At 68.0% G+C, this 23,793-nt stretch carries 25 protein-coding genes; 13 read left to right on the forward strand and 12 right to left on the reverse strand.

Annotated features, from left to right (window positions below; translation table 11 throughout):
• Nucleotides 1-14: 14 nt before the first annotated feature.
• The 3 genes from WJ12_RS30105 (at nucleotide 15) to WJ12_RS30115 (ending at nucleotide 2,678) form a co-directional block, all read left to right on the forward strand.
• A complete protein-coding gene (locus tag WJ12_RS30105; protein WP_034189440.1) occupies nucleotides 15-809 on the forward strand; it encodes an AraC family transcriptional regulator in 795 nt (264 codons plus the stop codon).
• A gap of 180 nt (nucleotides 810-989) precedes the next feature.
• On the forward strand, nucleotides 990-1,943 hold the full coding sequence (locus WJ12_RS30110) for a DMT family transporter (RefSeq protein WP_059556954.1): 954 nt from the start codon (nucleotides 990-992) through the stop codon (nucleotides 1,941-1,943).
• 186 nt (nucleotides 1,944-2,129) lie between these two features.
• The gene (locus tag WJ12_RS30115) at nucleotides 2,130-2,678 is read left to right on the forward strand and encodes a hypothetical protein (protein WP_034189439.1); all 549 of its coding nucleotides are present in this window, start codon (nucleotides 2,130-2,132) and stop codon (nucleotides 2,676-2,678) included.
• 97 nt (nucleotides 2,679-2,775) lie between these two features.
• Here the strand turns inward: WJ12_RS30115 and WJ12_RS30120 are convergent, their stop codons facing one another.
• Nucleotides 2,776-2,910: an entericidin A/B family lipoprotein gene (locus WJ12_RS30120; protein ID WP_021158165.1), complete on the reverse strand. Its 135-nt coding sequence runs from the start codon at nucleotides 2,908-2,910 to the stop codon at nucleotides 2,776-2,778.
• Nucleotides 2,911-3,143: 233 nt separating this feature from the next.
• On the opposite strand from WJ12_RS30120, the gene WJ12_RS30125 reads away from it, so the two are divergent.
• Complete coding sequence (locus WJ12_RS30125; protein ID WP_034189438.1) at nucleotides 3,144-4,439, forward strand: aspartate carbamoyltransferase; 1,296 nt, start codon at nucleotides 3,144-3,146, stop codon at nucleotides 4,437-4,439.
• 131 nt (nucleotides 4,440-4,570) lie between these two features.
• Here the strand turns inward: WJ12_RS30125 and WJ12_RS30130 are convergent, their stop codons facing one another.
• Together WJ12_RS30130 and WJ12_RS30135 are read right to left on the reverse strand one after the other, a co-directional pair.
• A complete protein-coding gene (locus WJ12_RS30130; protein ID WP_059556772.1) occupies nucleotides 4,571-4,990 on the reverse strand; it encodes a type II toxin-antitoxin system VapC family toxin in 420 nt (139 codons plus the stop codon).
• Complete coding sequence (locus WJ12_RS30135) at nucleotides 4,987-5,226, reverse strand: FitA-like ribbon-helix-helix domain-containing protein (protein WP_034189436.1); 240 nt, start codon at nucleotides 5,224-5,226, stop codon at nucleotides 4,987-4,989. Before WJ12_RS30135 ends, WJ12_RS30130 begins: the two co-directional genes overlap by 4 nt.
• 321 nt (nucleotides 5,227-5,547) lie before the next feature.
• Between WJ12_RS30135 and WJ12_RS30140 the strand changes: the two genes are divergently transcribed.
• The 8 genes from WJ12_RS30140 to WJ12_RS36530 all read left to right on the forward strand — a co-directional run bounded on the left by WJ12_RS30140 (nucleotide 5,548) and on the right by WJ12_RS36530 (nucleotide 11,807).
• Nucleotides 5,548-7,791 (forward strand): TonB-dependent receptor, encoded by a 2,244-nt coding sequence (locus tag WJ12_RS30140; protein ID WP_059556773.1) that lies wholly within the window; start codon nucleotides 5,548-5,550, stop codon nucleotides 7,789-7,791.
• A gap of 3 nt (nucleotides 7,792-7,794) precedes the next feature.
• Nucleotides 7,795-8,550, forward strand: coding sequence for a tetratricopeptide repeat protein (locus WJ12_RS30145; protein ID WP_034189434.1), 756 nt, complete (start codon nucleotides 7,795-7,797; stop codon nucleotides 8,548-8,550).
• Entirely contained in the window at nucleotides 8,547-9,230 is a 684-nt protein-coding gene (locus WJ12_RS30150; protein WP_034189433.1) for a Fe2+-dependent dioxygenase, read from the forward strand. The genes WJ12_RS30145 and WJ12_RS30150 overlap by 4 nt, the downstream gene beginning before the upstream one ends.
• A gap of 120 nt (nucleotides 9,231-9,350) precedes the next feature.
• Entirely contained in the window at nucleotides 9,351-9,590 is a 240-nt protein-coding gene (locus WJ12_RS30155; protein WP_082744637.1) for a type II toxin-antitoxin system Phd/YefM family antitoxin, read from the forward strand.
• A complete protein-coding gene (locus tag WJ12_RS30160; RefSeq protein WP_059556955.1) occupies nucleotides 9,587-9,982 on the forward strand; it encodes a type II toxin-antitoxin system VapC family toxin in 396 nt (131 codons plus the stop codon). The genes WJ12_RS30155 and WJ12_RS30160 overlap by 4 nt, the downstream gene beginning before the upstream one ends.
• A gap of 186 nt (nucleotides 9,983-10,168) precedes the next feature.
• Entirely contained in the window at nucleotides 10,169-10,801 is a 633-nt protein-coding gene (locus WJ12_RS30165) for a M15 family metallopeptidase (protein WP_226104061.1), read from the forward strand.
• A gap of 102 nt (nucleotides 10,802-10,903) precedes the next feature.
• Nucleotides 10,904-11,488, forward strand: coding sequence for a nucleotidyltransferase family protein (locus WJ12_RS30170; RefSeq protein WP_034189431.1), 585 nt, complete (start codon nucleotides 10,904-10,906; stop codon nucleotides 11,486-11,488).
• Between the two features lie 178 nt (nucleotides 11,489-11,666).
• Complete coding sequence (locus WJ12_RS36530; RefSeq protein WP_021158153.1) at nucleotides 11,667-11,807, forward strand: hypothetical protein; 141 nt, start codon at nucleotides 11,667-11,669, stop codon at nucleotides 11,805-11,807.
• Nucleotides 11,808-11,875: 68 nt separating this feature from the next.
• Here the strand turns inward: WJ12_RS36530 and WJ12_RS30175 are convergent, their stop codons facing one another.
• The 8 genes from WJ12_RS30175 to panE all read right to left on the reverse strand — a co-directional run bounded on the left by WJ12_RS30175 (nucleotide 11,876) and on the right by panE (nucleotide 21,129).
• Nucleotides 11,876-12,634 carry an SDR family oxidoreductase gene (locus WJ12_RS30175; RefSeq protein ID WP_034189430.1) on the reverse strand — a complete coding sequence of 253 codons (759 nt, stop codon included), beginning with the start codon at nucleotides 12,632-12,634 and terminating at the stop codon, nucleotides 11,876-11,878.
• A complete protein-coding gene (locus tag WJ12_RS30180; RefSeq protein WP_069245967.1) occupies nucleotides 12,631-14,175 on the reverse strand; it encodes an FGGY-family carbohydrate kinase in 1,545 nt (514 codons plus the stop codon). The genes WJ12_RS30175 and WJ12_RS30180 overlap by 4 nt, the downstream gene beginning before the upstream one ends.
• A gap of 31 nt (nucleotides 14,176-14,206) precedes the next feature.
• Nucleotides 14,207-15,295, reverse strand: a complete 1,089-nt coding sequence (locus tag WJ12_RS30185) for an alcohol dehydrogenase catalytic domain-containing protein (RefSeq protein WP_034189428.1) — start codon at nucleotides 15,293-15,295, stop codon at nucleotides 14,207-14,209.
• Between the two features lie 46 nt (nucleotides 15,296-15,341).
• Nucleotides 15,342-16,349 carry an ABC transporter permease gene (locus WJ12_RS30190; protein WP_034189427.1) on the reverse strand — a complete coding sequence of 336 codons (1,008 nt, stop codon included), beginning with the start codon at nucleotides 16,347-16,349 and terminating at the stop codon, nucleotides 15,342-15,344.
• The gene (locus WJ12_RS30195; protein ID WP_069246049.1) at nucleotides 16,336-17,856 is read right to left on the reverse strand and encodes a sugar ABC transporter ATP-binding protein; all 1,521 of its coding nucleotides are present in this window, start codon (nucleotides 17,854-17,856) and stop codon (nucleotides 16,336-16,338) included. The genes WJ12_RS30190 and WJ12_RS30195 overlap by 14 nt, the downstream gene beginning before the upstream one ends.
• Nucleotides 17,857-17,918: 62 nt before the next feature.
• Nucleotides 17,919-18,863, reverse strand: a complete 945-nt coding sequence (locus WJ12_RS30200; RefSeq protein WP_069245968.1) for a substrate-binding domain-containing protein — start codon at nucleotides 18,861-18,863, stop codon at nucleotides 17,919-17,921.
• 119 nt (nucleotides 18,864-18,982) lie between these two features.
• Nucleotides 18,983-19,942, reverse strand: a complete 960-nt coding sequence (locus WJ12_RS30205; RefSeq protein WP_034189425.1) for an AraC family transcriptional regulator — start codon at nucleotides 19,940-19,942, stop codon at nucleotides 18,983-18,985.
• A 239-nt stretch (nucleotides 19,943-20,181) separates the two neighbouring features.
• Entirely contained in the window at nucleotides 20,182-21,129 is a 948-nt protein-coding gene (gene panE / locus WJ12_RS30210; protein ID WP_034189522.1) for a 2-dehydropantoate 2-reductase, read from the reverse strand.
• 254 nt (nucleotides 21,130-21,383) lie between these two features.
• Here panE and WJ12_RS30215 point away from each other — a divergent pair, with 254 nt between their 5' ends.
• On the forward strand, nucleotides 21,384-22,937 hold the full coding sequence (locus WJ12_RS30215) for a methyl-accepting chemotaxis protein (protein ID WP_034189424.1): 1,554 nt from the start codon (nucleotides 21,384-21,386) through the stop codon (nucleotides 22,935-22,937).
• A gap of 25 nt (nucleotides 22,938-22,962) precedes the next feature.
• Here WJ12_RS30215 and WJ12_RS30220 read toward each other — a convergent pair whose 3' ends face one another.
• Nucleotides 22,963-23,640, reverse strand: coding sequence for a LuxR C-terminal-related transcriptional regulator (locus WJ12_RS30220; RefSeq protein ID WP_059556779.1), 678 nt, complete (start codon nucleotides 23,638-23,640; stop codon nucleotides 22,963-22,965).
• Nucleotides 23,641-23,793: the final 153 nt, after the last annotated feature.

Below are 23,793 nucleotides of genomic sequence, written 5' to 3' on the forward strand. Positions count from 1 at the left end.
CGCGAGGAGCGCACATGCACCGTGTCACCCACTACCGACGCACCGGCGAAGGCATCGAGGCGATCAGCCTCGAATCCGACCGCGCGTTTCCGCGTCACGCGCACGACGAATTCGGAGTCGGCGTGATCGTCAGCGGCGCGCACCGGTCGTGGAGCGGCCGCGGGCAGGTCGACGCGCTGGCCGGCGATGCGATCATGGTCAACCCGGGCGAAATGCACGACGGATCGCCGATCGATGCCGGCACGGGCCGGCGCTGGCGGATGCTGTACCTCGCACCCGCGCTGGTGGCGGGCGTCGCGGCGGAAGAAGGCCTCGGCGGCGTCGAGCTGGCGCACCCGGCCGTGCGCGACGCGCGGCTCGCGGCCGCCGTCGGCCGGCTGCATGCTCGCATCGTCGCCGGCGCATCCGAGTCGATCGCCCGCGACGAGGCGCTCGTGATGCTCGTCGCCGGGCTGCTCGCCCGGCATGCGAACCGCACGCTGCCGGCGGCCGGCGTCGCCCCGGCGGTCCGCGTGGCCCGTGAGCGGCTCGACGCGGCGCCGGCCGCGCCCGTTTCGCTCACCGAACTGGCCGGCCTGAGCGGGGTGAGCCGCTTCCAGCTGCTGCGCGGCTTTGCGCGCGAGCTCGGCATCACCCCGCATGCCTACCTGATCCAGTCGCGCGCCCGGCTGGCGCGCGCGCTGCTCGCCAGCGGAATGCCGATCGCCGATGCCGCGGCCGAAGCCGGTTTTGCCGACCAGAGCCACCTGACGCGCGCATTCGCGCGCCAGTTCGGAATCACGCCCGGGCGGTTCGCACAGGCGGTTTGACGCGAGCGCCCTCTTGATGCGCCGGGCCCAGTCGCACCGCATTTGAAGGCAGTCGCCCGCACGACGGTCACCGGTGGTCCGCGGATCGCCGGCGCACGCAAGCAGCACACCGCAATCAGGCCTCCGTCGCTGCAATTTCATTCAAGACGCACATAACCGCCGTACGCGACGATGCGGCGCATGAAAACACGACTGATCGGCTATCTCTATCTCGCCGCCGCGATGGCGGGCGTCGGCAGCACCGTCATCGCGAGCCGTCTCGCGGCCGACGGCCTGCCGCCGTTCGCGGCCACGGCACTGCGTTTCCTGATCGCGACGCCGCTGCTGTTCGCGCTGATGCGCGCGCAGCGCATGCGCTGGCCCCGCCTTTCCGCGCGCGACGCCGTCCTGCTCGTCATTCAGGCCGCGGCGGGCGGCGTCGGCTATACGGTGCTGCTGATCAGCGGCACGAAGTTGTCGTCGCCGCTCGACGCGGGCGTGATGCTCGGCACGCTGCCGGCCATGTCCACGCTGATCGCGGCCGTCGTGCTGCGCGAGCGGCAGACGCCGCGCGACTGGGTGGCCGCCGCGCTCGCCACGGCCGGCGTGCTGTTCGTCACGTTCGCACCGGGCCACGCGATGCCGTCGTTCCAGACGCTTGCCGGCGACGCGCTGGTGCTGGCCGCCGTCGCGTGCGAAGCCGTCTTCATCCTGCTCAACCGGCGGCTGGCCGCGCCGCTGACGCCGCTCGCGCTGTCCACCGCGATGTCGGGCCTCGGCTTCGTGCTCGCGCTCGTGCCGGCGGCATTCGAATGGCGCGCGGCCGCGCATGGCTGGACCGTCGGCGCGGTATCGGCGATCGCCTACTACGCGCTGGTACCGACCGTGCTCGGCTACCTGTGCTGGTACGCCGGCTCGGCCCGCACCAGCGGCACCGAGGCCGCGCTCTTCACGGCGGTCGCGCCGGTCTCGGCCGTGCTGTTCGCGGTCGCGCTGTTCGGTGAAACGCTGACCGGCACGCGAGTCGCCGGCATCGCGCTCGTCGTCGCGGGCATGCTCGTCGGTGCCACTCGGCGGCGCGAGCGCCGCGCAGACACGCGCGATGCGAAGCCCGCGAGCCCCGCGCCCACCACCGCGCGAGCCGCCGCCGACTGACCCGCGCCCATCGCGGGAGACGGCAACGGCGGCCGCTTCCCGTCGTCATATGGCCCATCTCCCGCACGCTCCGGCAACTGTAGGAATGTGTCCGCGGGCCGCAAATCGATTGCGCGCCACCTCGCAAGATGCAATATTCGCGTGGCCGGAACCTTTGACAACCTCCGAACGACAATCCGCCCAGCAATGAACAGGAAGGAAGCCAAAACAAGAATCGCGGTGCTGCTCTCCGCGGGAACGAGGAAGGCCGACGCACTGGCCGAACTGTCAGGACAGGGGCTCAAGGATCGCGTGCTCGCGCACCTGATCGCGTCGCGCCCCGACCCCGAGCGCTGCCGCAAGAACAAGGTGCACATCCGGATCCTGGTCGCGCTCGGTATCGCCCAGCTGGCGATCAGCCTCATGCTCGCGTATTACTTCTTCGCAAGCGGCGCCGGCAATGTCCTCGTGCTCGTGTTCCTCGCGTTGACCGTGCCGCTGTCGCTGCTGTTCATCTGGGGTTTTGCGACGAATCGCGTCGGCGCCTATCACGCGTTCATCCTGCTGTCGCTGCTTCAGTTGCCGAAGACCGTCGCCGAGCTCGGACGCGACCCGTCGACCGCGCTGCCCAGCCTCTTGATCACGGCTCTGCTGGTGGGCTACGTGTGGTACGTGCGCAACCGGATGTTCCCCGACTACGGCTGGTTCACGCCGCGCAAGGTCGAAGGCCGCTACGCGTTCGTCGAACACGCCTGACGCCGCACCCGCGCTGACGCCAGACACAAAAAAGGCGCCGGGCCGCCCCGCAATCGCGGGACGGCCCGGCGCCTTCTGCATTCCGGAACCGGTCGCCTTACTTGGCCTTTTCGGCCGTATCGCTGATCGCCTGACCACCCTTCGAAATGTCCTGGCCCACGCCGGCGACCGTATTGCATCCGGCGAGCGCGGCGGTCACCACCAGCAGCATTGCAGCAATCGTACGCGTCATTCTCATTCTCCTTCGAATCAACAAGCCCGACCGGGCGAATCGTGTGTGGCCCGGCGCACGACAGGATGCCGGACACGGGGCCTGACCTGATTATACGGAGACGGAAGCGGCGCGCCAGCACCAACCCGCCGCGTGTTACCCGCGCCACACAGCCGGTCGCGCAGATTTTCCTTGACTTCATTGCGCCACGAACTAATATACGCACCGCGTATATTTTCCGTCAGGAGCCGCCGATGACCGTTCCCCAGCAAGCCTTCCTCCGCGACGCGATGCGCCGCCTCAACATGACCCGCGAAGCGTTCGCCAATCGTATCGGCGTCAGCCGGCGCGCGCTCGATACGTGGCTGCTGCCCGACGACTCGCAGGAATCGCGCGGGATGCCCGAGATCGTCGAGCGCTTCGTGTCGGAAATCGTCGAGCGCTCGGCACCGGATGGTGGGGACTATACGCAAAGCGTAGACAAGCAAGGACTCTCGAAGCAGTTCCTGTTCGAAGGCAAGCCGCAGCTGATCTCGGTCGACCAGTTCTCGCGGGACTCGGTCGAGGCGCTGTTCCGCGTGGCCGACGTGATGCAGCCGATCGCGCGCCGCCACAAGATCTCGCGCGTGCTGGAAGGCGCGGTGCTCGGCAACCTGTTCTTCGAGGCCAGCACGCGCACCCGCGTATCGTTCGGCGCGGCCTTCTGCCGGCTCGGCGGCTCGGTATGCGACACGACGGGCTTCACGTTCTCGTCGATGGCCAAGGGCGAATCGATCTACGACACGAGCCGCGTGATGGCCGGCTACGTCGACGCGCTCGTGATCCGCCATCCGGAGAAAGGCTCGGTGGCCGAGTTCGCGCGCGCCACCAACCTGCCCGTGATCAATGGCGGCGACGGCCCCGGCGAACATCCGAGCCAGGCGCTGCTCGATCTCTATACGATCCAGCGCGAGTTCTCGCGGCTCGGCAAGATCGTCGACGGCGCGCACATCGCGTTGGTCGGCGACCTGAAGTACGGCCGTACCGTGCACTCGCTCGTCAAGCTGCTCGCGTTGTACCGCGGGCTGAAGTTCACGCTCGTGTCGCCGCCGACGCTCGAGATGCCGGCGTACATCGTCGACCAGATCGCGACGAACGGCCATGTGATCGAGCAGACGACCGACCTCGCGGCCGGATTGCGCGGTGCGGACGTCGTGTACGCGACGCGGATCCAGAAGGAGCGCTTCACCGACGAATCGTTCGAAGGCTACACACCGGATTTCCAGATCAACCAGGCGCTGGTCGATTCGGCGTGCAAGCCCGACACACTGATCATGCACCCGCTGCCGCGCGACAGCCGGCCCGGCGCGAACGACCTGTCGGTCGACCTGAACCGCGACCCGCGTCTAGCCATCTTCCGGCAGACCGACAACGGCATTCCGGTGCGGATGGCGATCTTCGCGGTGCTGCTCGGCGTCGAGAATCTCGTTCAGCATTCGATGCGCGACGCGACGTGGCGCCCGCCTGCCTACCTCGGGCCGGAAGACGCGGTGTTTCACGGGGTGGACTGACATCGCACCGGACATGTCGCGCCCACCCGCCATCGCTGCGGGAGCGCACCGGATTGGCCTGACGCGGAACGCGCCGTCTTGCACGGCGCGTTTTCAATTTCGGCGCAAGGAAAGAGGCTGAAAATCGCGAACTATCGCGCCCAAGGGTCGATGACGCGAAGCCCGAGCGCCTTGAACGGCGCGACGTCGCGCGCGGCCACGATCAGCCCGTTCGCCTCGGCCGTGGCGGCAATGTAACCATCGGCGACGGCGACCGCGTTGCCTGCGGCACGAGCCCGCGCGCAAAGGCTCGCATACGCTTTGCTCGCCGCATCGTCGAACGGCAGGATCCGACCTCGAAACAGCGGGACGACGCGCTGCTCGATGCCTTGATGCAGCCAGTCCCGCCTGCGCCCCTCCGGCAACGCGGCGACGCCGAACCGCAATTCCGCAAGACTGACCGCCGACAGGAACAGCGTCTCGACGTGCTGCGCATCGAGCCACTCGACGACTGCCGCGCTCGGCTCGCGCCGCAACGGCTCCGAAATGACGTTCGTGTCGACCAGGATCATTCGAAGCTCATCGGAGCGGCTGGCGCCTTGTCGCGCTGGATGCCGAAATCGTCATCGCCTGCCTCCGGCCCGAATTCCGCCAGCAATGTTCCCAGCTTGAGCCGCCCCTCGGGCAGAACGGCTTGTTCGAGGATGTCGCGCACCTCGGCTTCGGTACTGCGACCATGCCGGGCAGCACGAATCCGAAGTGCGCGATGCACTTCGTCGGGCAAATTTCGAACGGTGAGCACTGGCATGACGCGTTCCACCAAGATTGCTTTCAATGCAGTCATTTTATCATCTTGCAGTCACACGGACCGAGTCGAGTCGCAACCACTCTAGTCCGCCCGATACCCGCGCCATACTCGGCCGATCGGCCATCTCTCCGCGCATCGCCGGCCCGCAGCCCTCCGACACATTCGTTAACGATTCCGTCACAAATACAAACAAGAACGCTTCTCATTCAACATGAAATTACATAGAATGCCGCCTGAAAACAAATCGTAATAATTCCCGGCGGCATGCACATTCCTGCACCACACCGTCTCCGGGGCCACCTCGCGAGGTCGAAGCGCATCATGAAGTCCCGTCCCGACGAGCTGAAGCTCGGTACATTCACCACCCTCTGCGGCGTGCTCGCCGCGAGCCCGGCATTCGCCGACGGCACGCCGCCCGCGGCCCCCGCCAGCACCGAAGGCCATCTCGCGCCGATCGAGATCCAGGGCAAGACCGAGCCCAGCTACAAGGCCGACTTTTCCGCTTCCGCGAAATTCACCGCGCCGCTCGTCGACACGCCGAAATCCGTCACCGTGATCCCGCAGGAACTGATCCGCAGCAGCGGCGCGTCGACGCTGACCGAAGCGCTGCGCACCGTACCCGGCATCACGTTCGGCGCCGGCGAAGGCGGCAACCCGCTCGGCGACCGTCCGTTCATCCGCGGCTACGACACGCAGGGCAGCCTGTTCGTCGACGGCATGCGCGACACGGGCGCGACCACGCGCGAGATCTTCAATACCGAGCGCGTCGAGATCACCAAGGGTTCCGACGGCGCCTACGGCGGCCGCGGCGGCGCAGGCGGCAGCATCAACCTGATCACGAAGGCCCCGCACCTCGGCACGACGGCCGCCGCGAGCGCGGGCCTCGGCACCGACCGCTACCGCCGCTTCACGGCCGACGGCAACTGGCAGTTCGCCGATCACGCCGCGTTCCGCCTGAACCTGATGAGCCACAACAACGACGTCGCCGGCCGCGATGCCGTCAACAACGAGCGCTGGGGCGTCGCGCCGTCGATCGCGTTCGGCCTCGGCACGCCGACGCGCGTGACCGCGAGCTACTACCACCTGTCGACGGACGACATGCCCGACGGCGGCATCCCGTACTTCTACACGACGTCGAACAAGCCCTCGAACGTCGACACGATCTATCCGGCGCCCGTCGACCGCCACAACTTCTACGGCCTGATCGACCGCGACTTCCGCAAGACCACGTCGGACATCAGCACGATCAGGATCGAGCACGACATCACGTCGTCGCTGACGATCCGCAACACCACGCGCTACACGGAATCGACGCAGGACTACATCTGGACGCAGCCGGACGACAGTCAGGGCAACGTGGTGAACGGCAAGGTCTGGCGCCGCAACAACAACCGCAACAGCTCGATCAACAGCCTCGCGAACCAGACCGAACTGTTCGGCGAGTTCCGCACGGGCCCGTTCAAGCACAGCTTCAGTACCGGCATCGAGCTGTCGCGCGAATGGGGCAAGCGCGATTCGTACACGGTCGCGACCGACACCGGCAAGATCTGCCAGAAAGGCATCGGCGCCGCGTCGGGCTACAACTGCACGAGCCTGTGGTCGCCGAACCCGAACGACCCGTGGGCCGGTTCGATCACGCGCAACAACGACTACGCGCATGCGCGCACCACGACGAAGTCGATCTACGGTTTCGACACGATCGAGATCACGCCGCGCTGGCAGGTGAACGCCGGCGTGCGTGTCGACGACTACTCGACCCGCTTCACCGACACCAAGGCCAACGGCGGCAAGACCACCACCCGCGACGACACGCTGTTCAACTGGCAAGCCGGCCTCGTGTTCAAGCCCGCACGGAACGGCAGCATCTATGCGTCGTATGCGACGTCGTCGACGCCGGCCGGCATGATGCTCGGCGAAGGCAGCGAAACGCAGTCGCTCACGCCGGGCCGCGGCGGCGTCGGTGCGAACGCCGATCAGCTGTCGCCGGAAAAGAACCGCAGCATCGAGCTCGGCACGAAGTGGAACGTGCTGAACGACAAGCTGTCGCTGACGGCCGCACTGTTCCAGATCGACACGACGAATGCGCGCGTGACGCTGCCGAACAACCAGTACGCGATGGTCGGCAACAAGCGCGTGCAAGGCCTCGAACTCGGCCTCGCCGGCCAGATCACGAAGCAGTGGCAGGTGTTCGGCGGTTACACCTACATGAAGAGCGAGCTGCGCGACAACGGCAAGGACCGCGCGAACAACGGCAACCGCTTCCCCAACACGCCGAAACACAGCCTCACGATGTGGTCGAACTACGACGTGACGCCGAAGTTCACGGTCGGCGGCGGCGCGTTCTACATGTCGGAAGTGTTCGGCGATCCCGCGAACCTGCGCGCCGTGCCGTCGTACTGGCGCTTCGACGCGATGGCGCAGTACCGGATCAACAAGAAGCTGGATCTGCAGCTGAACGTGAACAACCTGTTCAACCGCACGTACTTCGATCAGGCGTATCCGGCGCACTATGCGTCGATCGCGCCGGGCCGCTCGGCGTTCGTCACGCTGAACGCGCGCTACTGATCGATGGAGGCCGTGTCGCTGAAGGCGCTCGCGTCGGTATCGCCGCGCGAGTTCGCCGACATCCTGGCCGGGCCGCCCGAGCGCGCCGCCGCGTGGGTCGCGGCGGCCGCCGGCCACGGCATCGTCGATGCGCAGGCTGTCTACGGGCAGTACCTGCTCGACGGGCACGGCGTCGCGCGCGATCCGGCGGCCGCGTTCGACTGGTTCCGGCATGCGGCCCGAGCCGGCCATCCGATGGCGATGAACATGCTCGGCCGCTGCTACGAGTTCGGCTGGGGCACGGCCGCCTGCGCGCCGGTCGCCGTGTACTGGTACCGGCTCGCCGCGCAGGCGGGGCTCGACTGGGGCATGTACAACTACGCGACGGCGCTCGCGCTCGGCAACGGCGTCGACGAGAACCGCCCCGACGCGCTCGACTGGTTCCGCCGTGCGGCCGCGCTCGGCCATGCGAAGTCGATCAACCTGATCGGCGGCTTCTACGAGGATGGCTGGGTCGTACCGGTCGACACCGGCGCCGCGTTCGACCACTATCGCCGCGCGGCCGAAGCCGGCGACTTCCGCGGCCAGTTCAACTATGCGCGGCTGCTCGCCGAGCGCGGGCACATCGACGAAGCGCTCGACTGGCTCGCGCGCGTGCCGGCCACCGCGACGCCCGCGTTCGTCGCGAAGATGCGCGCGTATCTCGCGTCGTCGCCGGTCGACGCTTTTCGCTCGGCAGCCATGCAACTGGCGCCGCACCCGATGGAATCCGCATCATGATGCTTCATGTCCCCGGTGTACTGACCCAGGCGCAGGTCGCGCAATGCCGCGACCTGCTCGATGCCGCCGAATGGGTCGACGGCAACGCGACGTCCGGCGCGCAGTCGGCGCTCGCGAAACGCAACCGGCAGTTGCCGGAAGGCTCGCCCGTCGCGCGTGCCGTCGGCGACGCGATCCAGGATGCGCTCGCGCGCCATCCGCTGTTCTTTTCGGCGGCGCTGCCGTTGAAGGTATTCCCGCCGCTGTTCAATCGCTATGCCGGCGGCGAGACGTTCGACACGCACGTCGACAACGCGATCCGGCTGCTGCGCGGCACCGATTTCCGCGTGCGCAGCGATCTGTCGGCGACGCTGTTTCTCGCGGAACCCGATGCGTACGACGGCGGCGAGCTGTGCGTCGAGGATACGTACGGCGTGCATCGCGCGAAGCTGCCGGCGGGCGATCTCGTGCTGTATCCCGCGTCGAGCCTGCATCACGTGACGCCGGTGACGCGCGGCGAGCGCGTCGCGTCGTTCTTCTGGATCCAGAGCATGGTGCGCGACGACGGCGACCGCACGCTGCTGTTCCAGCTCGATACGCAGATTCAGGCGCTGTCCGCGGAAAAAGGCGCGAAGGATCCGATGGTCATTGCGTTGACGGGGATTTATCACAACCTGTTGAGGAAGTGGGCCGATGCGTAGCGCGAACCGGTAACGCCGCCCTTTCCGGCGCCACGCGTTGCGCACGCGTGACGCCCGGCGCTTGCGTCGGGTCGAAATGCGGGCCTAAAATGACCATCGTCAAATGACCATGCTCATATCGTGATGCCTCTCGCTCCCGTATCGAAATCCGAATTCAAGGCTCGCGCACTCGAATACTTCCGGCTCGTCGAGTCGTCTGGCGAAAGCCTGATCGTCACCGATCACGGCAAGCCGACGCTCGAAATCCGGCCGTATCACGCACGCGAGGCTCAGCCGTTGGACATATTGCGCGGCTCGGTCATGCGCTACGACAATCCTCTCGATCCGATTGCGGAAGATGATTGGGAGGCGTCGCGGTGATCGTGCTGGATACGCATGCATTGGTATGGTGGGCGGCGGGCGACGCATCGCTCAGCAAGAAAGCGCGCAGCGCGATCGATCGCGCACGCAGCGAAGGCGGGCTCGCCGCGTCCGCGATCTCCGCGTGGGAGATCGCCATGCTGGTGCGCAACGATCGCCTCGCCCTGACGATGGATGTCGACGCGTGGCTCGCCACCGTCGCGCAGATCGACGGCATGCGGTTCGTGCCCGTCGACGCCGACATCGCCGCGAAATCCACCGACCTGCCCGGCACGTTCCACAAGGATCCGGCCGACCGCATGATCGTTGCAACCGCGCGGCGGCTCGGCGCGCCGCTCGTCACCCGAGACGAAAAAATCCGCGCGTACGCGCACGTGAAGACACTCTGGTAAGCATCGCCCGCCTGCGGGCCCAATCGTCGCGCGTCCCCGGCCGGACTCTGGCATATTGACGATTCGTCTGACCAGAACGACCACGGCCGCCTCACCCCATCGGTTCGTGGCCTGCCACCGTCGTCGCGCCACTTGCCCGCTACCGTGATATCGCTCTCCGATCCCGCCGTCCGGTCGATCCCCCTGATGGAGTCGCACGAAGGGTTCGTCGATCTCGCTTCCTTCGATGAACGCATCGCCGTCGACCACTCGCGCAGCGTCGTGGCGAACACGAGTCCGCATTTCCTGAAGGTTCGCCGCGGTGTCGCGCAAAGGCTGACCGCCGCCGCGCACGCGCTCCCGGCCGGCCTGCGCCTGTATGTGAAGGAAGGCTATCGCCCGCTCGCCCTTCAGCGCGAATACTTCGCCAGCCACCTCGCGGCGCTGCGCGCGACGCTGAATCCGCTGCCGTCCGACGACGTGCTGGTCGAACTCGCGAGCCACTATGTCGCGCCGCCCGAGGTCGCCGCTCACCCGACCGGCGCCGCCGTCGACCTCACGCTGATTTCGGCAGACGGCGTCGAAGCCGACATGGGCAGCATCATGAACGCCACCGACCAGGAGTCGTCCGGTGACACGCACAACGCGTTCATCAGCCGCCCGGCCACACGCAACCGCCAGATATTGAGCGCCGCGCTGGCCAGCGCCGGCTTCACGAATTACCCGTCCGAATGGTGGCACTGGTCGTTCGGCGATCGCTATTGGGCCCTCATCAAGAACGAATCGCACGCCATTTACGGTCCTGTCGAGGAAAGCATGCTCGACGAGACATCGCGATGACAGTCTTGCCGGCCTGACGGGCGCGCCTCGGTAACATCCTCACTTGCCGATCCCCGCCCGCTCCCGCACAATCGCAGCACCTGCCTCACTCCCCCCGCGCCGATGTCCTATGCATCACTTGCCACCGGCGTCCTGCTCGCGGGCGGCCTTGGTCAACGCTTCGACCCGAGCGGCCTGCACAGCAAGCTGCTCGCGGTGCTTCCCGACGGTACGCCGGTGGCGGTCGCCGCCGCCCGCCGTCTCGCGGTGGCCACGGCCGACGTGATCGCGGTCGTCCGTCCCGGCGCCGAGAAACTCGCGATTCTGCTGAACGAAGCCGGCTGTCAGGTCGTCTATGCACCCGACGCGTTGCGCGGCATGGGCGCCAGCCTCGCGGCCGGCGTCCGCACGGCGCCCGACGCAAGCGGCTGGCTCGTCGCGCTCGCCGACATGCCGTGGATCGCCGCGGCCACCTACGAAACGGTCACACGCGCGCTCGAAGCCGACGACGCCTCGATCGTGGCGCCCGCCTATCGCGGCGTACGCGGCCATCCGGTCGGTTTCGCCGCGCACCATTTCGATGCGCTCGCCGCCCTCGACGGCGACACGGGCGCCCGCGCGCTGTTCGCCAGTGCGCCGGTGAAACTGCTCGAGGTCGACGATCCCGGCATCCTGCGCGACGTCGATACGCCTGCGGATTTACGCTGACCGCGATCGCGCGGGAGCCCGCGCCCGGCACGATCCCGCACGCAAACCGCCCACGCGCGAACTTCCCCGACGCTCGCCGACCGGCGGCAACAATCCCGCTGCAAACGTGCGCCCGATTGGCTATAACGGAGACGAGGCGCACCCGCCGCGCCGCCGTCACGCACTGCGCGAGTTCTCCATGACCGACCACACGACCCCGACGCCCGAGCCACCGGCCGACCCGAACCGCGATCCGGAAGACGACCCGCTGTCGTCGCCGCCCGGTCATCACGACAACCCGCAACAACCGGACGGACCGCCGAGCAAGGACCCGGTTTAGCCGCGCATCGGCTGCCGCGCGCCTTCATGGCCGTGTTTCCGTCATGCGCGATCGCCGCGTGACGCGGCCTAGCGCGCCGTATACCCGCCGTCGACCGGCAGCGACACGCCGCTGATCATCGACGCCGCGTCGCTCAGCAAAAACAGGATCGGCTCGACGACTTCGTCGGGTTCCGCAAAGCGCCCGAGCGGAATCGCGGCCAGCATCGGCGCGCGCTTCTCCGGCTCGCTCCACGCGAACTGCGCCATCGGCGTGAGCGTGACGGTCGGGTTCACGCTGTTCACACGAATGCCGTGCGGCCCGAGTTCGATGCACAGCACGCGCGTGATCGCGTCCATCGCCGCCTTCGACGCGCAGTAGCTCAAATGCGCGGGCAGGCCGACCAGCGCGGCCTGGCTCGACACGTTGACGATGCTGCCCCGTGCCCGGGCCGCGCCGCGCGCGTCGCGTTCGATCATCTTCCGCGCGACGGCGCGTGCGACGAGCGCCGCACCGCGCGCATTGACGGCCATCACGCGATCGAACTGTTCGGCGCCGACCTCGAGTGCCGGTTCGAGCGACGCGATCCCCGCGCAATTGACGAGGCCGTCGAACGCATCGTGCGCGGCGAGCGCCGCGTCGATCGCACGCTCGTCGCCGCCGACGTCGATGCGCAATGTCTCGCACGCGGTCTCGCCGGCCAGCGCATCGAGCGCGGCCATGTCGCGCGCCGCCGCGACGACCTGCGCACCGGCCTGCGCCAGCGCGACCGCGCACGCGCGCCCGATCCCGCTCGATGCCCCCGTGACGAGCACCCGCGCACCGCTGAAATCGAATCGTGTGTTCATGATGTGCCCAGCCTGTGCATGATCGGCTTGAGTGCCGGATACAGCGCCGTGTAGAGCGAGAAACGCGCGTCGTACGTCGCGGCGCGGCCGGCGTCGGGCCGCGCACGCTCGACGAGCGTGACCCAGCCCCCTTGCGCCTCGTCGTGCGACACGAGCCCCGCCCCGACCCCCGCGAGCAGCGCGGCGCCCATCGCGGCTTCGACGTCCTGCTCGATCGTCCACACCGGAAAACCCGTCACGTCGGCGATGATCTGCATCCACAGCGCCGAATGCGCGGCGCCGCCGACGACGATCAACCGGTCGTCCAGCGCGACCGCGCCGCGCCGGCCGGCCTCGATGTTGTGGCGCAACGCGAACGCGACGCCTTCGAGCACCGCGCGATACAGGTGCGCGCGCGTATGCGCGAGACTCAGCCCGACGAATGCGCCGCTGGCCTTCGCATCCCACACCGGGCTGCGCTCGCCCATCAGGTACGGCAGGAACAGCACGCCGTCGGCGCCGGCCGGCACGCGTTCGGCCGCCGCCTCGAGCAGCACGTGCGGATCGCCGTGCGGCAGCAGGCGCGCCGCATCGATTTCCGCCTGGCAGAACTGGTCGCGGAACCACGCAACCGACGCGCCGGCCGTGATCGCGCCGCCGAACACGTACAGGTCGCGCTGCCCGTCGAACACGTGCGGCATGCTGACGAGCCCGTGCCGCGCATCGACATGCCGGCTCACGTAGCCCCAGCACATGCTGGTGCCGATCATCGCGACATGCTGCCCGGTACGCGTCGCGCCGGCCGCGAAGGTCGCGACGGCCGCGTCGACACCGCCCGCGACGACGGGCGTGCCGGCCGGCACGCCGAGCTGCTCCGTCCACTGCGACAGCAGCCCGCCGACGATCTCCGTCGAATCGACGAGCCGCTCGGGCATCATCGTCGCCGGAATGCCGAGCATGTCGAGCGCGTCGTCGGACCACTCGCGGCGCGCGACGTCGTACACGCCGCCGATGTTGCCGGCCGAACTGTGATCGACCGCCACTTCGCCGGTCAGCAGGTAGATCACGTACGCGTTCGGCGGCAGGAAATAGCGCACGTTCGCCCACACGTCCGGCCGCTGGCCGCGCAGCCACAGCATCTTCGTGAAGCCGTAGTAGCTGTCGACGCCATTGCCCGTGATCACGCGCAGCCGCTCGACGTTCACGTGTTCGTTGACCCAGTCGACTTCCGCGGTCGCGCGCCGGTCCATCCAGATCAGGCACGGATGCAGCGGCCGCATGTCGATGTCGACCGGAATGCCCGAGCCGCCGTACAGGCTGCTCACGCACACCGCGCGGATCGCAGCGGCCGGCACGCCCTGCGCACGCGCGTCGCGCACGCACCCCGCGATGCACTCGAGCACCGCGTCGAACCAGACCTGCGGCCACTGCTCGGCCCACAGCGGGCGCGGCGTATCGGGCTGGTAGCCGGCCGCGTGCCGCGCGACGATCGTGCCATGCCGGTCGACCAGCAGCGCCTTGGTGCTCTGCGTGCCGATGTCGACGCCAATCACGTATTCCATGATGTCTCCGGTAACGCGCACGCCGGCCGCATCAGCGGGCCGGCTTCAGCAGCACCTTGATCGATTCGGGCGATTTCGCGACGCGGATCGCGTCGTCCCAGTCCTCGAGCGCGAAATCGTGCGTGACGATGCCTTTCGACGTGACGAGCCCGCGCGCGAGCAGGTCGATCGCGACCGGATAGCAGTATGGCCCCAGGTGCGCGCCGCGCACGTCGAGCTCCTTGCGGTCGCCGATGATCGACCAGTCGACCGTCGCATCCTCGCCGAACACGCTGAATTCGACGAAGCGGCCCAGCTTGCGGATCAGGTCGAGCCCCTGGTTCACGCCGACCGGCGCACCGGTCGTCTCGATGTACACGTCGCAGCCGTAGCCGTCGGTCAGCGCGCGGACGATCTCGCGCGCATCGTCGCGCTTCGGGTTGATCGTCACGTCGGCGCCGTACTGCCGCGCGAGTTCGAGCCGTTCGTCGATCAGGTCGATCACGACGAGCCGCTTCGGCGTCTTCAGGTGCGCGACCTGCGTCATCATCAGCCCCAGCGGGCCCGCGCCGGCAATCACGACGACGTCGTCGAGCTGGACGTCACCGCGGTTCACGGTGTGGATCGCGCACGACAGCGGCTCGATGATCGCCGCATCCTCGAGCGATACGCCGAGCGGGATCTTGTGGACGATCGCGGTCGGCGGGATGCGCATGTAGTCGGCCATCCCGCCGTCGGCGACCTCGCGCTGGAAGCCGAAGATGTTGTGCACTTCGCACATCCAGTACTGGCCCGACTTGCAATAGCGGCACTTGCCGCACGGCACGATCTGCTCGGCGATCACGCGGTCGCCCGGCGCCACGCCGAAATGCTCGGCCGCGCCTTCGCCGAGCGCTTCGACGTAACCGAAGAATTCATGGCCGGGAATCACGGGCGCCTTCACCCACGGGCTCGGGCCGCCCCAGAACATCTTCGCGCCGGTATAGCACTTGCAGTCGCTCGCGCAGATCCCGCACGCGGCGATGCGGATCACGAGCTCGTTCGCGCCGGGGCGCGGCTTCGCGACCTGCTCGACGCGGTAATCCTCGGGGCCGTGGCAGACGACCGCGGTCATCCGCGGCTGGGCTTCGGGTGTCGTCATGAGTTGTCTCTTTCGTTGATGATTCGGAAGACCGATGAATCGATCGTTACCGCGACCGTTCGCGGCTGATGTAGATCGCGAGCAGGATGATTCCGCCCTTGATCACGTTCTGCACATACGGGTTCACGCCGATCATGTTCAGCCCGTTGTTGAGCACGCCGAGCAGCAGCGCGCCGACCAGCGTGCCGAGGATCGCGCCGCGCCCGCCCGAGATCGACGTGCCGCCCATCACGACGGCCGCGATCGCATCGAGCTCGAAGCCGACGCCCGCGTTCGGCTGCCCGCTCATCAGCCGGCCGGTCAGCACGATCGCGGCCAGCGCCGACGTGACGCCGGCCAGCGTGTAGACGATCAGCTTCACGCGCGCGACGCGCACGCCGGTGAGCCGCGTCGCCTGCTCGTTGCCGCCGATCGCATACACGTAGCGGCCGAACGGCATGCGGTCGAGCAGCAGCCACGCGATCGCGTACACCACCAGCATGATCAGCACGGGCGCCTGGATGCCGAGCACCTTGCCGCTGCCGAAGAACGCGACCCAGTCGGGCAGGCCGTCGATCGGATAGCCGCCCGTATAGATCAGCGCGAGGCCGCGCGCGATGCCCATCGTGGCAAGCGTGACGATGATCGGCGGCATCCCCGCGAACGCGACGAACACGCCGTTCAGGAAGCCGAAGCCGAGGCCGACCGCGATGCCGATCGCGAGCGCGGCGACCGCATTGACGCCCGCGACCATCAACCCGGCCGCGAGCGTGCCCGACAGCGCCATCACCGAGCCGACCGACAGGTCGATCCCGCCGGTCAGGATCACGCAGGTCATGCCGACCGCGATGATCGCGTTGATCGACACCTGGCGCAGCACGTTCTCGAGGTTCGCGGCGGACAGGAAGCTCGGGCTCGCGATCATCATCGCGATGCATACGACGATCAGGCCGACGAGCGGATAGAACAGCGTCGAGCGCCGCAGCTGCGTCCACGGCGCGCGTGGCGGCGGCGCGTCGCCGGCCGTCGCCGCGAGCGTCGTGGAAGGCGTGGAAGAAGAATCAGGCAGGTTCATGGGTCGCTCCTCGCGTGCCGGCCGTGGCATAGGTCATGACCGTGTCGGGATCGATCTCGTCGCCGGCGAGCGTCGCCTCGATGCGTCCTTGCCGGAATACGGCGACGCGATCGCACATGCCGACGATTTCCGGCAGCTCGGACGAGATCATGATGATGGCGTAGCCGCGCGCGGTGAGTTCGCGCATCAGCCCGTAGATTTCGGCTTTCGCGCCGACGTCGATGCCGCGCGTCGGCTCGTCGAAGATCAGCACCGACGTGTGATGGTTCAGCCAGCGCGCGATCACGACCTTCTGCTGGTTGCCGCCGGACAGCGTCGCGACTTCCGTGTGGATCGACGGCGCCTTCACGCCGACACGCCGCATCACGTCGTGGGTCGTGCGCGCCTCGCTGCCGCGGTCGATCAGCCAGCGCATCGACCGGTACTTGCCGAGATTGTTCAGCGAGATGTTGTCGCGGATCGAGAACGACGTGACGAGCCCTTCCGTCTTGCGGCTCTCCGGCAGGATGCCGATACCGGCGCGCAACGCATCGGCCGGATCGGCGAGCTTCGCCGCCGTGCCGCGTACACGCACGTCCTTGCGGTGCGCACGCGTCGCGCCGATCACCGCGAGCGCGGTCTCGGTGCGGCCCGAGCCGACCAGCCCGGCGAAACCGAGAATCTCGCCGGCTCGCAACGTGAAGCGGTTCACGGGGCCGTCGCGCTCGATCTGCAGCGCGTCGACTTCGAGCACGGCCGGCGCGTCGCTCGGCAACCTGGGCTTCGGCGGAAAGCTGCTCTCGATCCGGCGGCCGACCATCATCCGCACCAGTTGCTCGACGTCGGTGCGCGCGACGTCGGTCGTCGCCACGTACTGGCCGTCGCGCAGCACCGTGATGCGGTCGCACACCGCGAAGATCTCGTCGAGATGGTGCGAGATGAAGATCATCGCAACGCCCTGGCGCTTCAGCTCGCGCATGATCGCGAACAGGTGCCCGGCCTCGGCCGGTGTGAGCGTGGCGGTCGGCTCGTCGAGGATCAGGATGCGCGCGTCGAGCGACAGTGCCTTGCCGATCTCGACGAACTGCTGCTGCGCGACCGACAGCGCGCGGATCGGCGCATCGAGATCGATCGCGACGCCCAGGCGCGCGAAGATCGCGGCGGCCGCGTGGCGCATCCGCTTGCGGTCGCGCGCGCCCCAGCGGTTGCGCAGCTCGCGGCCGAGGAACAGGTTGTCGACGGCATCGAGGTGCGGAATCAGGCTGAATTCCTGGAACACGATGCCGACGCCCGCCGCGACCGCGTCGTGATAGTCCGCGAAATGGCGCGCGGTGCCGTCGATCTCGATCGTGCCGGCATCCGGCTGATGAATGCCGCACAGGATCTTCATCAGCGTCGACTTGCCCGCGCCGTTCTCGCCGAGCAGTGCATGAATCTCGCCGCGCGCGATGTCCAGATGAATGTCGGACAGCGCCTTCACGCCCGGAAAGCTTTTCGTGATGTGGCTGAGCCTGAGTATCGTGTCCATCGGCTTCTCCGTGCGAAGGGCCTCGGCCGTGCCGCCGCCCTTCGCGTCGCGTCGCACGTCGTTCACCAGCTGAAGCCCTTCGCGTTGCCGCGATCGACCACCTTCACGTCGACCGGGATCGCCTTCGGCACCGTCGCGCCCCACTTGCGCGCCATCGCGATGCCGAGCGCGATGCGCACCTGGTCGGCCGGGAACTGCGCGGTCGTCTCGATGAACTTCGAGTTCGGCTTCTGGATCGCGGCGATCGCCTCGGGCGCGCCGTCGACGCTCGTCAGCTTGATGTCCTTGCCCGACCCTTCGATGGCCGCGAGCGCGCCCATCGAGCCGCCGTCGTTCACGCTGAAGATGCCCTTCAGGTTCGGATGCGCGGAGATCATGTTTTCGGTGACCGACAGCGCGGTCGCGCGCTCCTGCTTGCCGTTCTGCGTGTCGACCAGCTTCACGTTCGGGAATTTCGCGAGCCCGGCCTTGCAGCCGCGCACGCGTTCGAGGATCGGCACGACCGGGATGCCGTCGAGGATCGCGACCTCGCCGCTGCCGCCGATCGCCTTCGCGAGGTATTCGCACGACATCACGCCGGCGTCGTAGTTCTTCGAGCCGACGAACGAGTCGACCGGGCCGTTCGCGTTCGCGTCGACGGCCACCACCACCGCGCCGGCCTTCTTCGCCTGCGTGATCGCCGACTGGATGCCGGTCGAGTCGGTCGGGTTCACGAGCAGGATGTCGATCTTCTTCTGCAGCATGTCCTCGACGTCGCTCACCTGCTTGCTGACGTCGTGATGCGCATCGGTGACGACGACCTGCGCGCCGATCGACGCGGCCGCGTCGTTCAGCGCCTTCTGCATCGTCACGAAATACGGGTTGTTCAGCTCCTGGAACGTCATGCCGATCCGCAGCGGCGCGGCCTGCGCGGCCATGACGGGCAGCCACGCCGCGGCGGCGAGCGCGGCAACGGCCGCCATGCGGGCGGCGCGACGGGGGAATGAGGCGGGCGATGCGTGCGTCATGACGGTGTCTCCAGAATTGTGTGCGGCTTTTTCGTGGGTGAATACGCCCCTCGCGACGTGAACGGCGCGATCGGCTGGGTGAAACGGAGGGGAAACTCAGGCGGGCAACGGCCCGGCGATCATCCGGGCTGCGGGGCGAGTTCGGGCGCGCCGGGCGTCAGCACGCGCGGCGGCATCGGGTTGCCGGTCGGCGCCGCATGCAGCGCCAGGTCGCGGCTGCGTGCGTTCAGGCGCTGCAGCGCACGGAATTCGGACGGCGCCATCCCCTTCACCGCGCGGAACTGGCGGTTGAAGTTCGACACGTTGTTGAAGCCGGCCTGGAAGCAGATGTCGGTGATGTTCGCGTCGTCGGCGAGCAGCATCTGGCACGCGGATTCGATCCGCAGACGATTCACGTACTGGACGAACGGCATGCCCGTCTGGCGATGGAACGCGCGCGAGAACGCGCTGACGCTCTGCCCGGTCAGCTGCGCGAGATCGGATTCGCGCAGCTCGGACGCGAGGTTCTTGCCGATATACGACAGCGCGTGGCTCAACCGCGTCGGCGTGACGTCGGTCTGGTCGTACGCGGGGCTCGCGAGCAGCGTGCGTTCGGCCGCGCCGCACAGGCGTTCAAGGATCGTCATGAACAGCGCGATGCGGCGCATGCCGCGCGCCGCCAGCAATGCGTCGAACAGCGGCGCGATCGCGGCACTCGTCGCGGCGTCGAAACCGACTCCGCGGCGCGCATCGTCGAGCAGCGCCTGCGCGTCGCGGCATTCGGGAAACGCGTCCATGCAGCGCCGGACGAACGCCGGGTCGAACTGGATCACGAGATTGCGGCGCTCGACGGTTTCGCCTTCGGCCATGTCGCTGACCCAGTTGTGCGGCAGGTTCGGGCCGAGCAGCACGAGATGGCCGGGGCCGAACGAGCCGACGTGATCGCCGACGAAATACTTGCCGTGCGTCGCGACGATCAGGTGCAGCTCGAATTCGGGATGGAAATGCCAACGGATCGTGCGATACGGATAGCCGTGCGACCAGACCTTGAACGACTCGTCGCGTCGCACGTCGACCACTTCGAGATCGGGGTGCATCATGTTGGCGTCTCCATTCCCATGTATCGCTGGCCGGCCTGTTCGGCGGCGCGCCGCGTGTTGCCGCGTTCCGCGCGGCGACGCGACCGGTCGCATGGGAAGCAATGTAGGTCGATCGCGTACGCGGCTCCACCAACTTTACGCCTGATTTCCGATACTTTTTTGCGCGATCCGGCCGCAAACGGCGCCGGACGGCAAATTTGTGCAGTGCGGAACGGCCGTGCGGCCGCCCGCGCCGGCGCCTACGCGCTCGCGTGCTCGCGCGCGGTGCGCACCTCGTACGCTTTCAGGTGGTTGTACGCGATTCGCAGCAGCGACAACGCGTCGGCCGCCTGCGGGTCGCGCCGCGCGAGCAGGTCGCCGATCACGTGATCGGCTTCGACACGCGCATGGTTCTCGACGTCGCGGAGCATCGACGCGGTGAGCGGCGACGGCGTCAGCACCATCCGCTGCATCCGTTCGATGGCGACCGGATCGGGCCGGTGGCCATTGTGTTCGGCGATCGCGCTGCATTCGGCGAGCATCGTCTCGAGCAGGCGGCGGCCATCCGGCGCGGCCAGAATGTCGCCGACCGAGCCGCGAAACAGCGACGTGCTCGCGGCGAGCGTGGCGAGGAACACCCATTTTTCCCACATCCGTGCGGCGACGTCGTCGCTGAGCGTCGCGTCGAAGCCCGCGCCGCCGAGCACGTCGGCAACCGCCCGCACGCGCGGCGATTCGCCGCCGGCGAGCTCGCCGAACGTCACGCCGTGCGTATCGTTCAGGTGCACGATGCGCTGCTCGCGATCGAGCGTGGCCGCGATCACGCACAGCCCGCCGAGCACCTGCGCGGCGCCGAAGCGCTCGCGCAGCACGTCGAGGTGGCGCATCCCGTTGAGCATCGGCAGGATCAGCGTCCGCGGCCCGACGAACGGCGCGAACGACGCAATCGCGTCGTCGAGGCTGTATGCCTTGCAGCTCAGCAGCACGAGGTCGAACGGCGCAATGCCCGCGTTCGCGTCGGCCGCGCGCACCGTCTGCACGTTCGCCAGCGTCAGGTCGCCGCGCGGGCTGCGGATCAGCAACCCGTCGCGTGCCAGTGCCGCGGCCCGGCCGTCGCGCACCAGGAACGTCACATCACGCCCTGCCGCGGCCAGCCGGCCGCCGAAGTACCCGCCGACCGCGCCGGCCCCTACCACCAGAATTCGCATCGTTGCCTCCTTTCGGTTTCGTTCAGCGCCCGCGCCGGCGCCAGCCCCGGGCGCGCAGCGCGTACACCATCGCCCGACAGTATAGCGATACCCTTTATGCATATGCATAGATACCCTTACCGGCAGCGAAGGGATGGGCGGCGGCACCGATTCCTAGGGATAACCCGTCTACGGTAACGCGCGTCGAGCGCCGTCAAGATACTTATCCCGTCACGCCGCCCCGGCGAGCCTCCTCGACTGACCGACCACACACCATGCGCAACCTTTCGCTGAATCAGAAACTCGCCTCGATGATCGTCATCCTGTGGCTCGGCCTGCTCGTGATCGCCGGGCTCGGCGCATGGCAGACGCGCGCGTCGATGATCGCGGACCGCCGCGACCAGTTGGCCTCGCTGGTCGCGCAGGCCGCGAGCGTGACGGACCATTACTACAAGCTGTCGCAGCAGAACGCGCTGCCGGAAGCGGATGCGAAGCAGAAGGCGCTCGAGGCGATCGCGGCGATGCGTCACGGCGCTGACGGCTACATCTCGATCAACGATTCGAAGCCGGTGATCGTGATGCATCCGATCAAGACCGATCTCAACGGCAAGGACGTGTCGAACTTCACCGACCCGGACGGCAAGCACCTCTTCGTCGAGATCGTGAAGGCCGGCAACGCCGAGGGCGGCAAGGGTTTCGTCGAATATCTGTGGCCGAAACCGGGCGCCGACAAGCCGCAGGAGAAAACCAGCGCCGTGCAGCGCTTCGCGCCGTGGGACTGGTATCTGGTGACGGGCATGTACATGAACGACGTGCGCACGGCGGTGCTCGCGAGCATCGGCCGCTGGTTCGCGATGACGGCCGTGCTCGGCGCGATCGCGACTGCCGTGATGGTGATGGTGCTGAAGAGCGTGCGCGCGAACCTGGGCGGCGAGCTCGAAGTCGCGCTCGACGCCGCGCAGCGCATCGCGCAAGGCGACCTGACCGCGCGCGTGACCGTGAAGCAGGACGATCGAGGCAGCCTGCTGCATGCGCTGCACACGATGCAGGGCGGGCTGATCGACATGGTGTCGCGCGTACGGACCGGCACCGAGAACATCAACGTCGGCGCAAGCGAGATCGCGTCCGGCAACACGGACCTGTCGCAGCGCACCGAGGAACAAGCGGCCGCGCTCGTGCAGACCGCGTCGAGCATGGACCAGATGACCGCGAACGTGAAACAGAACGCGGACAGCGCCGCGCAGGCCGCGGCACTCGCCGGCCAGGCCGCGCAGGTCGCGACGCGCGGCAGCGCGGTGGTCGACGACGTCGTGCGGACGATGAACGAGATCACCGACCGCTCGCACAAGATCGGCGACATCATCGGCGTGATCGACGGCATCGCGTTCCAGACCAACATCCTCGCGCTGAACGCGGCCGTCGAGGCGGCGCGCGCGGGCGAACAGGGCCGCGGCTTCGCGGTGGTCGCGGCCGAAGTGCGCTCGCTCGCGCAACGCTCGGCGACGGCGGCGAAGGAAATCAAGTCGCTGATCGTGTCGTCGAACGAGACGGTCGAACACGGCGCGGCGCTCGTTTCCAACGCGGGCGAGACGATGTCCGAGCTCGTGCAGTCGGTGCGGCGCGTGAACGAGATCCTCGACGAAATCAGCCATGCGTCGCGCGAGCAGAGCGCCGGGATCGAACAGGTCAATCGCGCGGTGGGCGAGATGGACCAGGTCACGCAGCAGAATGCGGCGCTGGTCGAACAGGCGGCGGCAGCCGCGCATTCGCTGCGCGATCAGGCCGAGGCACTGCGCGACGCCGTCACGCGGTTCGCGTTGCCGGCCTGAAGACGCCCGGCGGGCGCGGGCATGCTCAAGCGGCGCCGCCGGCCGGCAGCGCGCCCGCCCCGCCGCCGAGCCCCAGTCCGGCCGCCCGCTGGATCAGCTCGACGTCGTTGCTCGCGCCGAGCTTCTTCATCGCGCTCATCTTCTGCGCGCTGACCGTCTGCTTGCCCTTGCTCAGGCGCTGCGCGATCGTCTTGATCGGCACGCCCGACAGGTACAGGCGAATCACCTCGATCTCGCGGGCCGTCAGCTTCACCGGCGCCTCGCCGCGCTCGCCGAGCGTGTCGAGCGCGCGCCTGACGACCGGCGACAGGTACGCGCCGCCGCTGTAGCTCGAATGGATCGCCGTGACGATGTGGCCGACCTCGTCGAACTTGCTGACGACGCTCACGCCGCCGGTCGCGATGATCGACCGGAAAATCAGCGGATTCTCGTTCGCGACCAGCGCGACGATCCCGACGTTCGGCCGCGTGCGGCGCAGCCAGCCGAACAGCGCGAGGCCGTCCATCCGCGCGTCGCCGCGGATCGCATAGTCGACCAGCACGACATCGCAGTCGACCGCGCCGAGCGACGCGACCAGTTCGGCCGTGCTCCGGCAGACCGCGACGAGCTCGATCGCGCAGGCGCTGCCGGCGACCTGCTCGATGCCGGCCAGCGTCAGCGGCCAGTCGTAAGCGACGACGATGCGAACATTGAATTTCCTCATGCGCAGTTCCTGGTGGTTCGCCGGCCGCGCGGCGCGGAACGCGGGCGGCCGGCCAAGCGTTGAAAGGATGAGCAGGCTATTTTTAGCCTGCCACCCGATTCTAGGAAGCCGTGCGCGGGCGGGATATCGGACGGCACGTGGATCGGCCGCCGG

The organism is Burkholderia seminalis (assembly GCF_001718535.1).
GTDB classification, from domain to species: domain Bacteria; phylum Pseudomonadota; class Gammaproteobacteria; order Burkholderiales; family Burkholderiaceae; genus Burkholderia; species Burkholderia seminalis.

Bases quoted from the DNA above. Each gene is read 5' to 3' on its own strand.
- WJ12_RS30105 (WP_034189440.1), top strand. From the start codon at position 15: ATGCACCGTGTCACCCACTACCGACGCACCGGCGAAGGCATCGAGGCG.
- WJ12_RS30110 (WP_059556954.1), top strand. From the start codon at position 990: ATGAAAACACGACTGATCGGCTATCTCTATCTCGCCGCCGCGATGGCG.
- WJ12_RS30115 (WP_034189439.1), top strand. From the start codon at position 2,130: ATGAACAGGAAGGAAGCCAAAACAAGAATCGCGGTGCTGCTCTCCGCG.
- WJ12_RS30120 (WP_021158165.1), bottom strand. From the start codon at position 2,910: ATGACGCGTACGATTGCTGCAATGCTGCTGGTGGTGACCGCCGCGCTC.
- WJ12_RS30125 (WP_034189438.1), top strand. From the start codon at position 3,144: ATGACCGTTCCCCAGCAAGCCTTCCTCCGCGACGCGATGCGCCGCCTC.
- WJ12_RS30130 (WP_059556772.1), bottom strand. From the start codon at position 4,990: ATGATCCTGGTCGACACGAACGTCATTTCGGAGCCGTTGCGGCGCGAG.
- WJ12_RS30135 (WP_034189436.1), bottom strand. From the start codon at position 5,226: ATGCCAGTGCTCACCGTTCGAAATTTGCCCGACGAAGTGCATCGCGCA.
- WJ12_RS30140 (WP_059556773.1), top strand. From the start codon at position 5,548: ATGAAGTCCCGTCCCGACGAGCTGAAGCTCGGTACATTCACCACCCTC.
- WJ12_RS30145 (WP_034189434.1), top strand. From the start codon at position 7,795: ATGGAGGCCGTGTCGCTGAAGGCGCTCGCGTCGGTATCGCCGCGCGAG.
- WJ12_RS30150 (WP_034189433.1), top strand. From the start codon at position 8,547: ATGATGCTTCATGTCCCCGGTGTACTGACCCAGGCGCAGGTCGCGCAA.
- WJ12_RS30165 (WP_226104061.1), top strand. From the start codon at position 10,169: ATGGAGTCGCACGAAGGGTTCGTCGATCTCGCTTCCTTCGATGAACGC.
- WJ12_RS30170 (WP_034189431.1), top strand. From the start codon at position 10,904: ATGTCCTATGCATCACTTGCCACCGGCGTCCTGCTCGCGGGCGGCCTT.
- WJ12_RS36530 (WP_021158153.1), top strand. From the start codon at position 11,667: ATGACCGACCACACGACCCCGACGCCCGAGCCACCGGCCGACCCGAAC.
- WJ12_RS30175 (WP_034189430.1), bottom strand. From the start codon at position 12,634: ATGAACACACGATTCGATTTCAGCGGTGCGCGGGTGCTCGTCACGGGG.
- WJ12_RS30180 (WP_069245967.1), bottom strand. From the start codon at position 14,175: ATGGAATACGTGATTGGCGTCGACATCGGCACGCAGAGCACCAAGGCG.
- WJ12_RS30185 (WP_034189428.1), bottom strand. From the start codon at position 15,295: ATGACGACACCCGAAGCCCAGCCGCGGATGACCGCGGTCGTCTGCCAC.
- WJ12_RS30190 (WP_034189427.1), bottom strand. From the start codon at position 16,349: ATGAACCTGCCTGATTCTTCTTCCACGCCTTCCACGACGCTCGCGGCG.
- WJ12_RS30195 (WP_069246049.1), bottom strand. From the start codon at position 17,856: ATGGACACGATACTCAGGCTCAGCCACATCACGAAAAGCTTTCCGGGC.
- WJ12_RS30200 (WP_069245968.1), bottom strand. From the start codon at position 18,863: ATGACGCACGCATCGCCCGCCTCATTCCCCCGTCGCGCCGCCCGCATG.
- WJ12_RS30205 (WP_034189425.1), bottom strand. From the start codon at position 19,942: ATGATGCACCCCGATCTCGAAGTGGTCGACGTGCGACGCGACGAGTCG.
- panE (WP_034189522.1), bottom strand. From the start codon at position 21,129: ATGCGAATTCTGGTGGTAGGGGCCGGCGCGGTCGGCGGGTACTTCGGC.
- WJ12_RS30215 (WP_034189424.1), top strand. From the start codon at position 21,384: ATGCGCAACCTTTCGCTGAATCAGAAACTCGCCTCGATGATCGTCATC.
- WJ12_RS30220 (WP_059556779.1), bottom strand. From the start codon at position 23,640: ATGAGGAAATTCAATGTTCGCATCGTCGTCGCTTACGACTGGCCGCTG.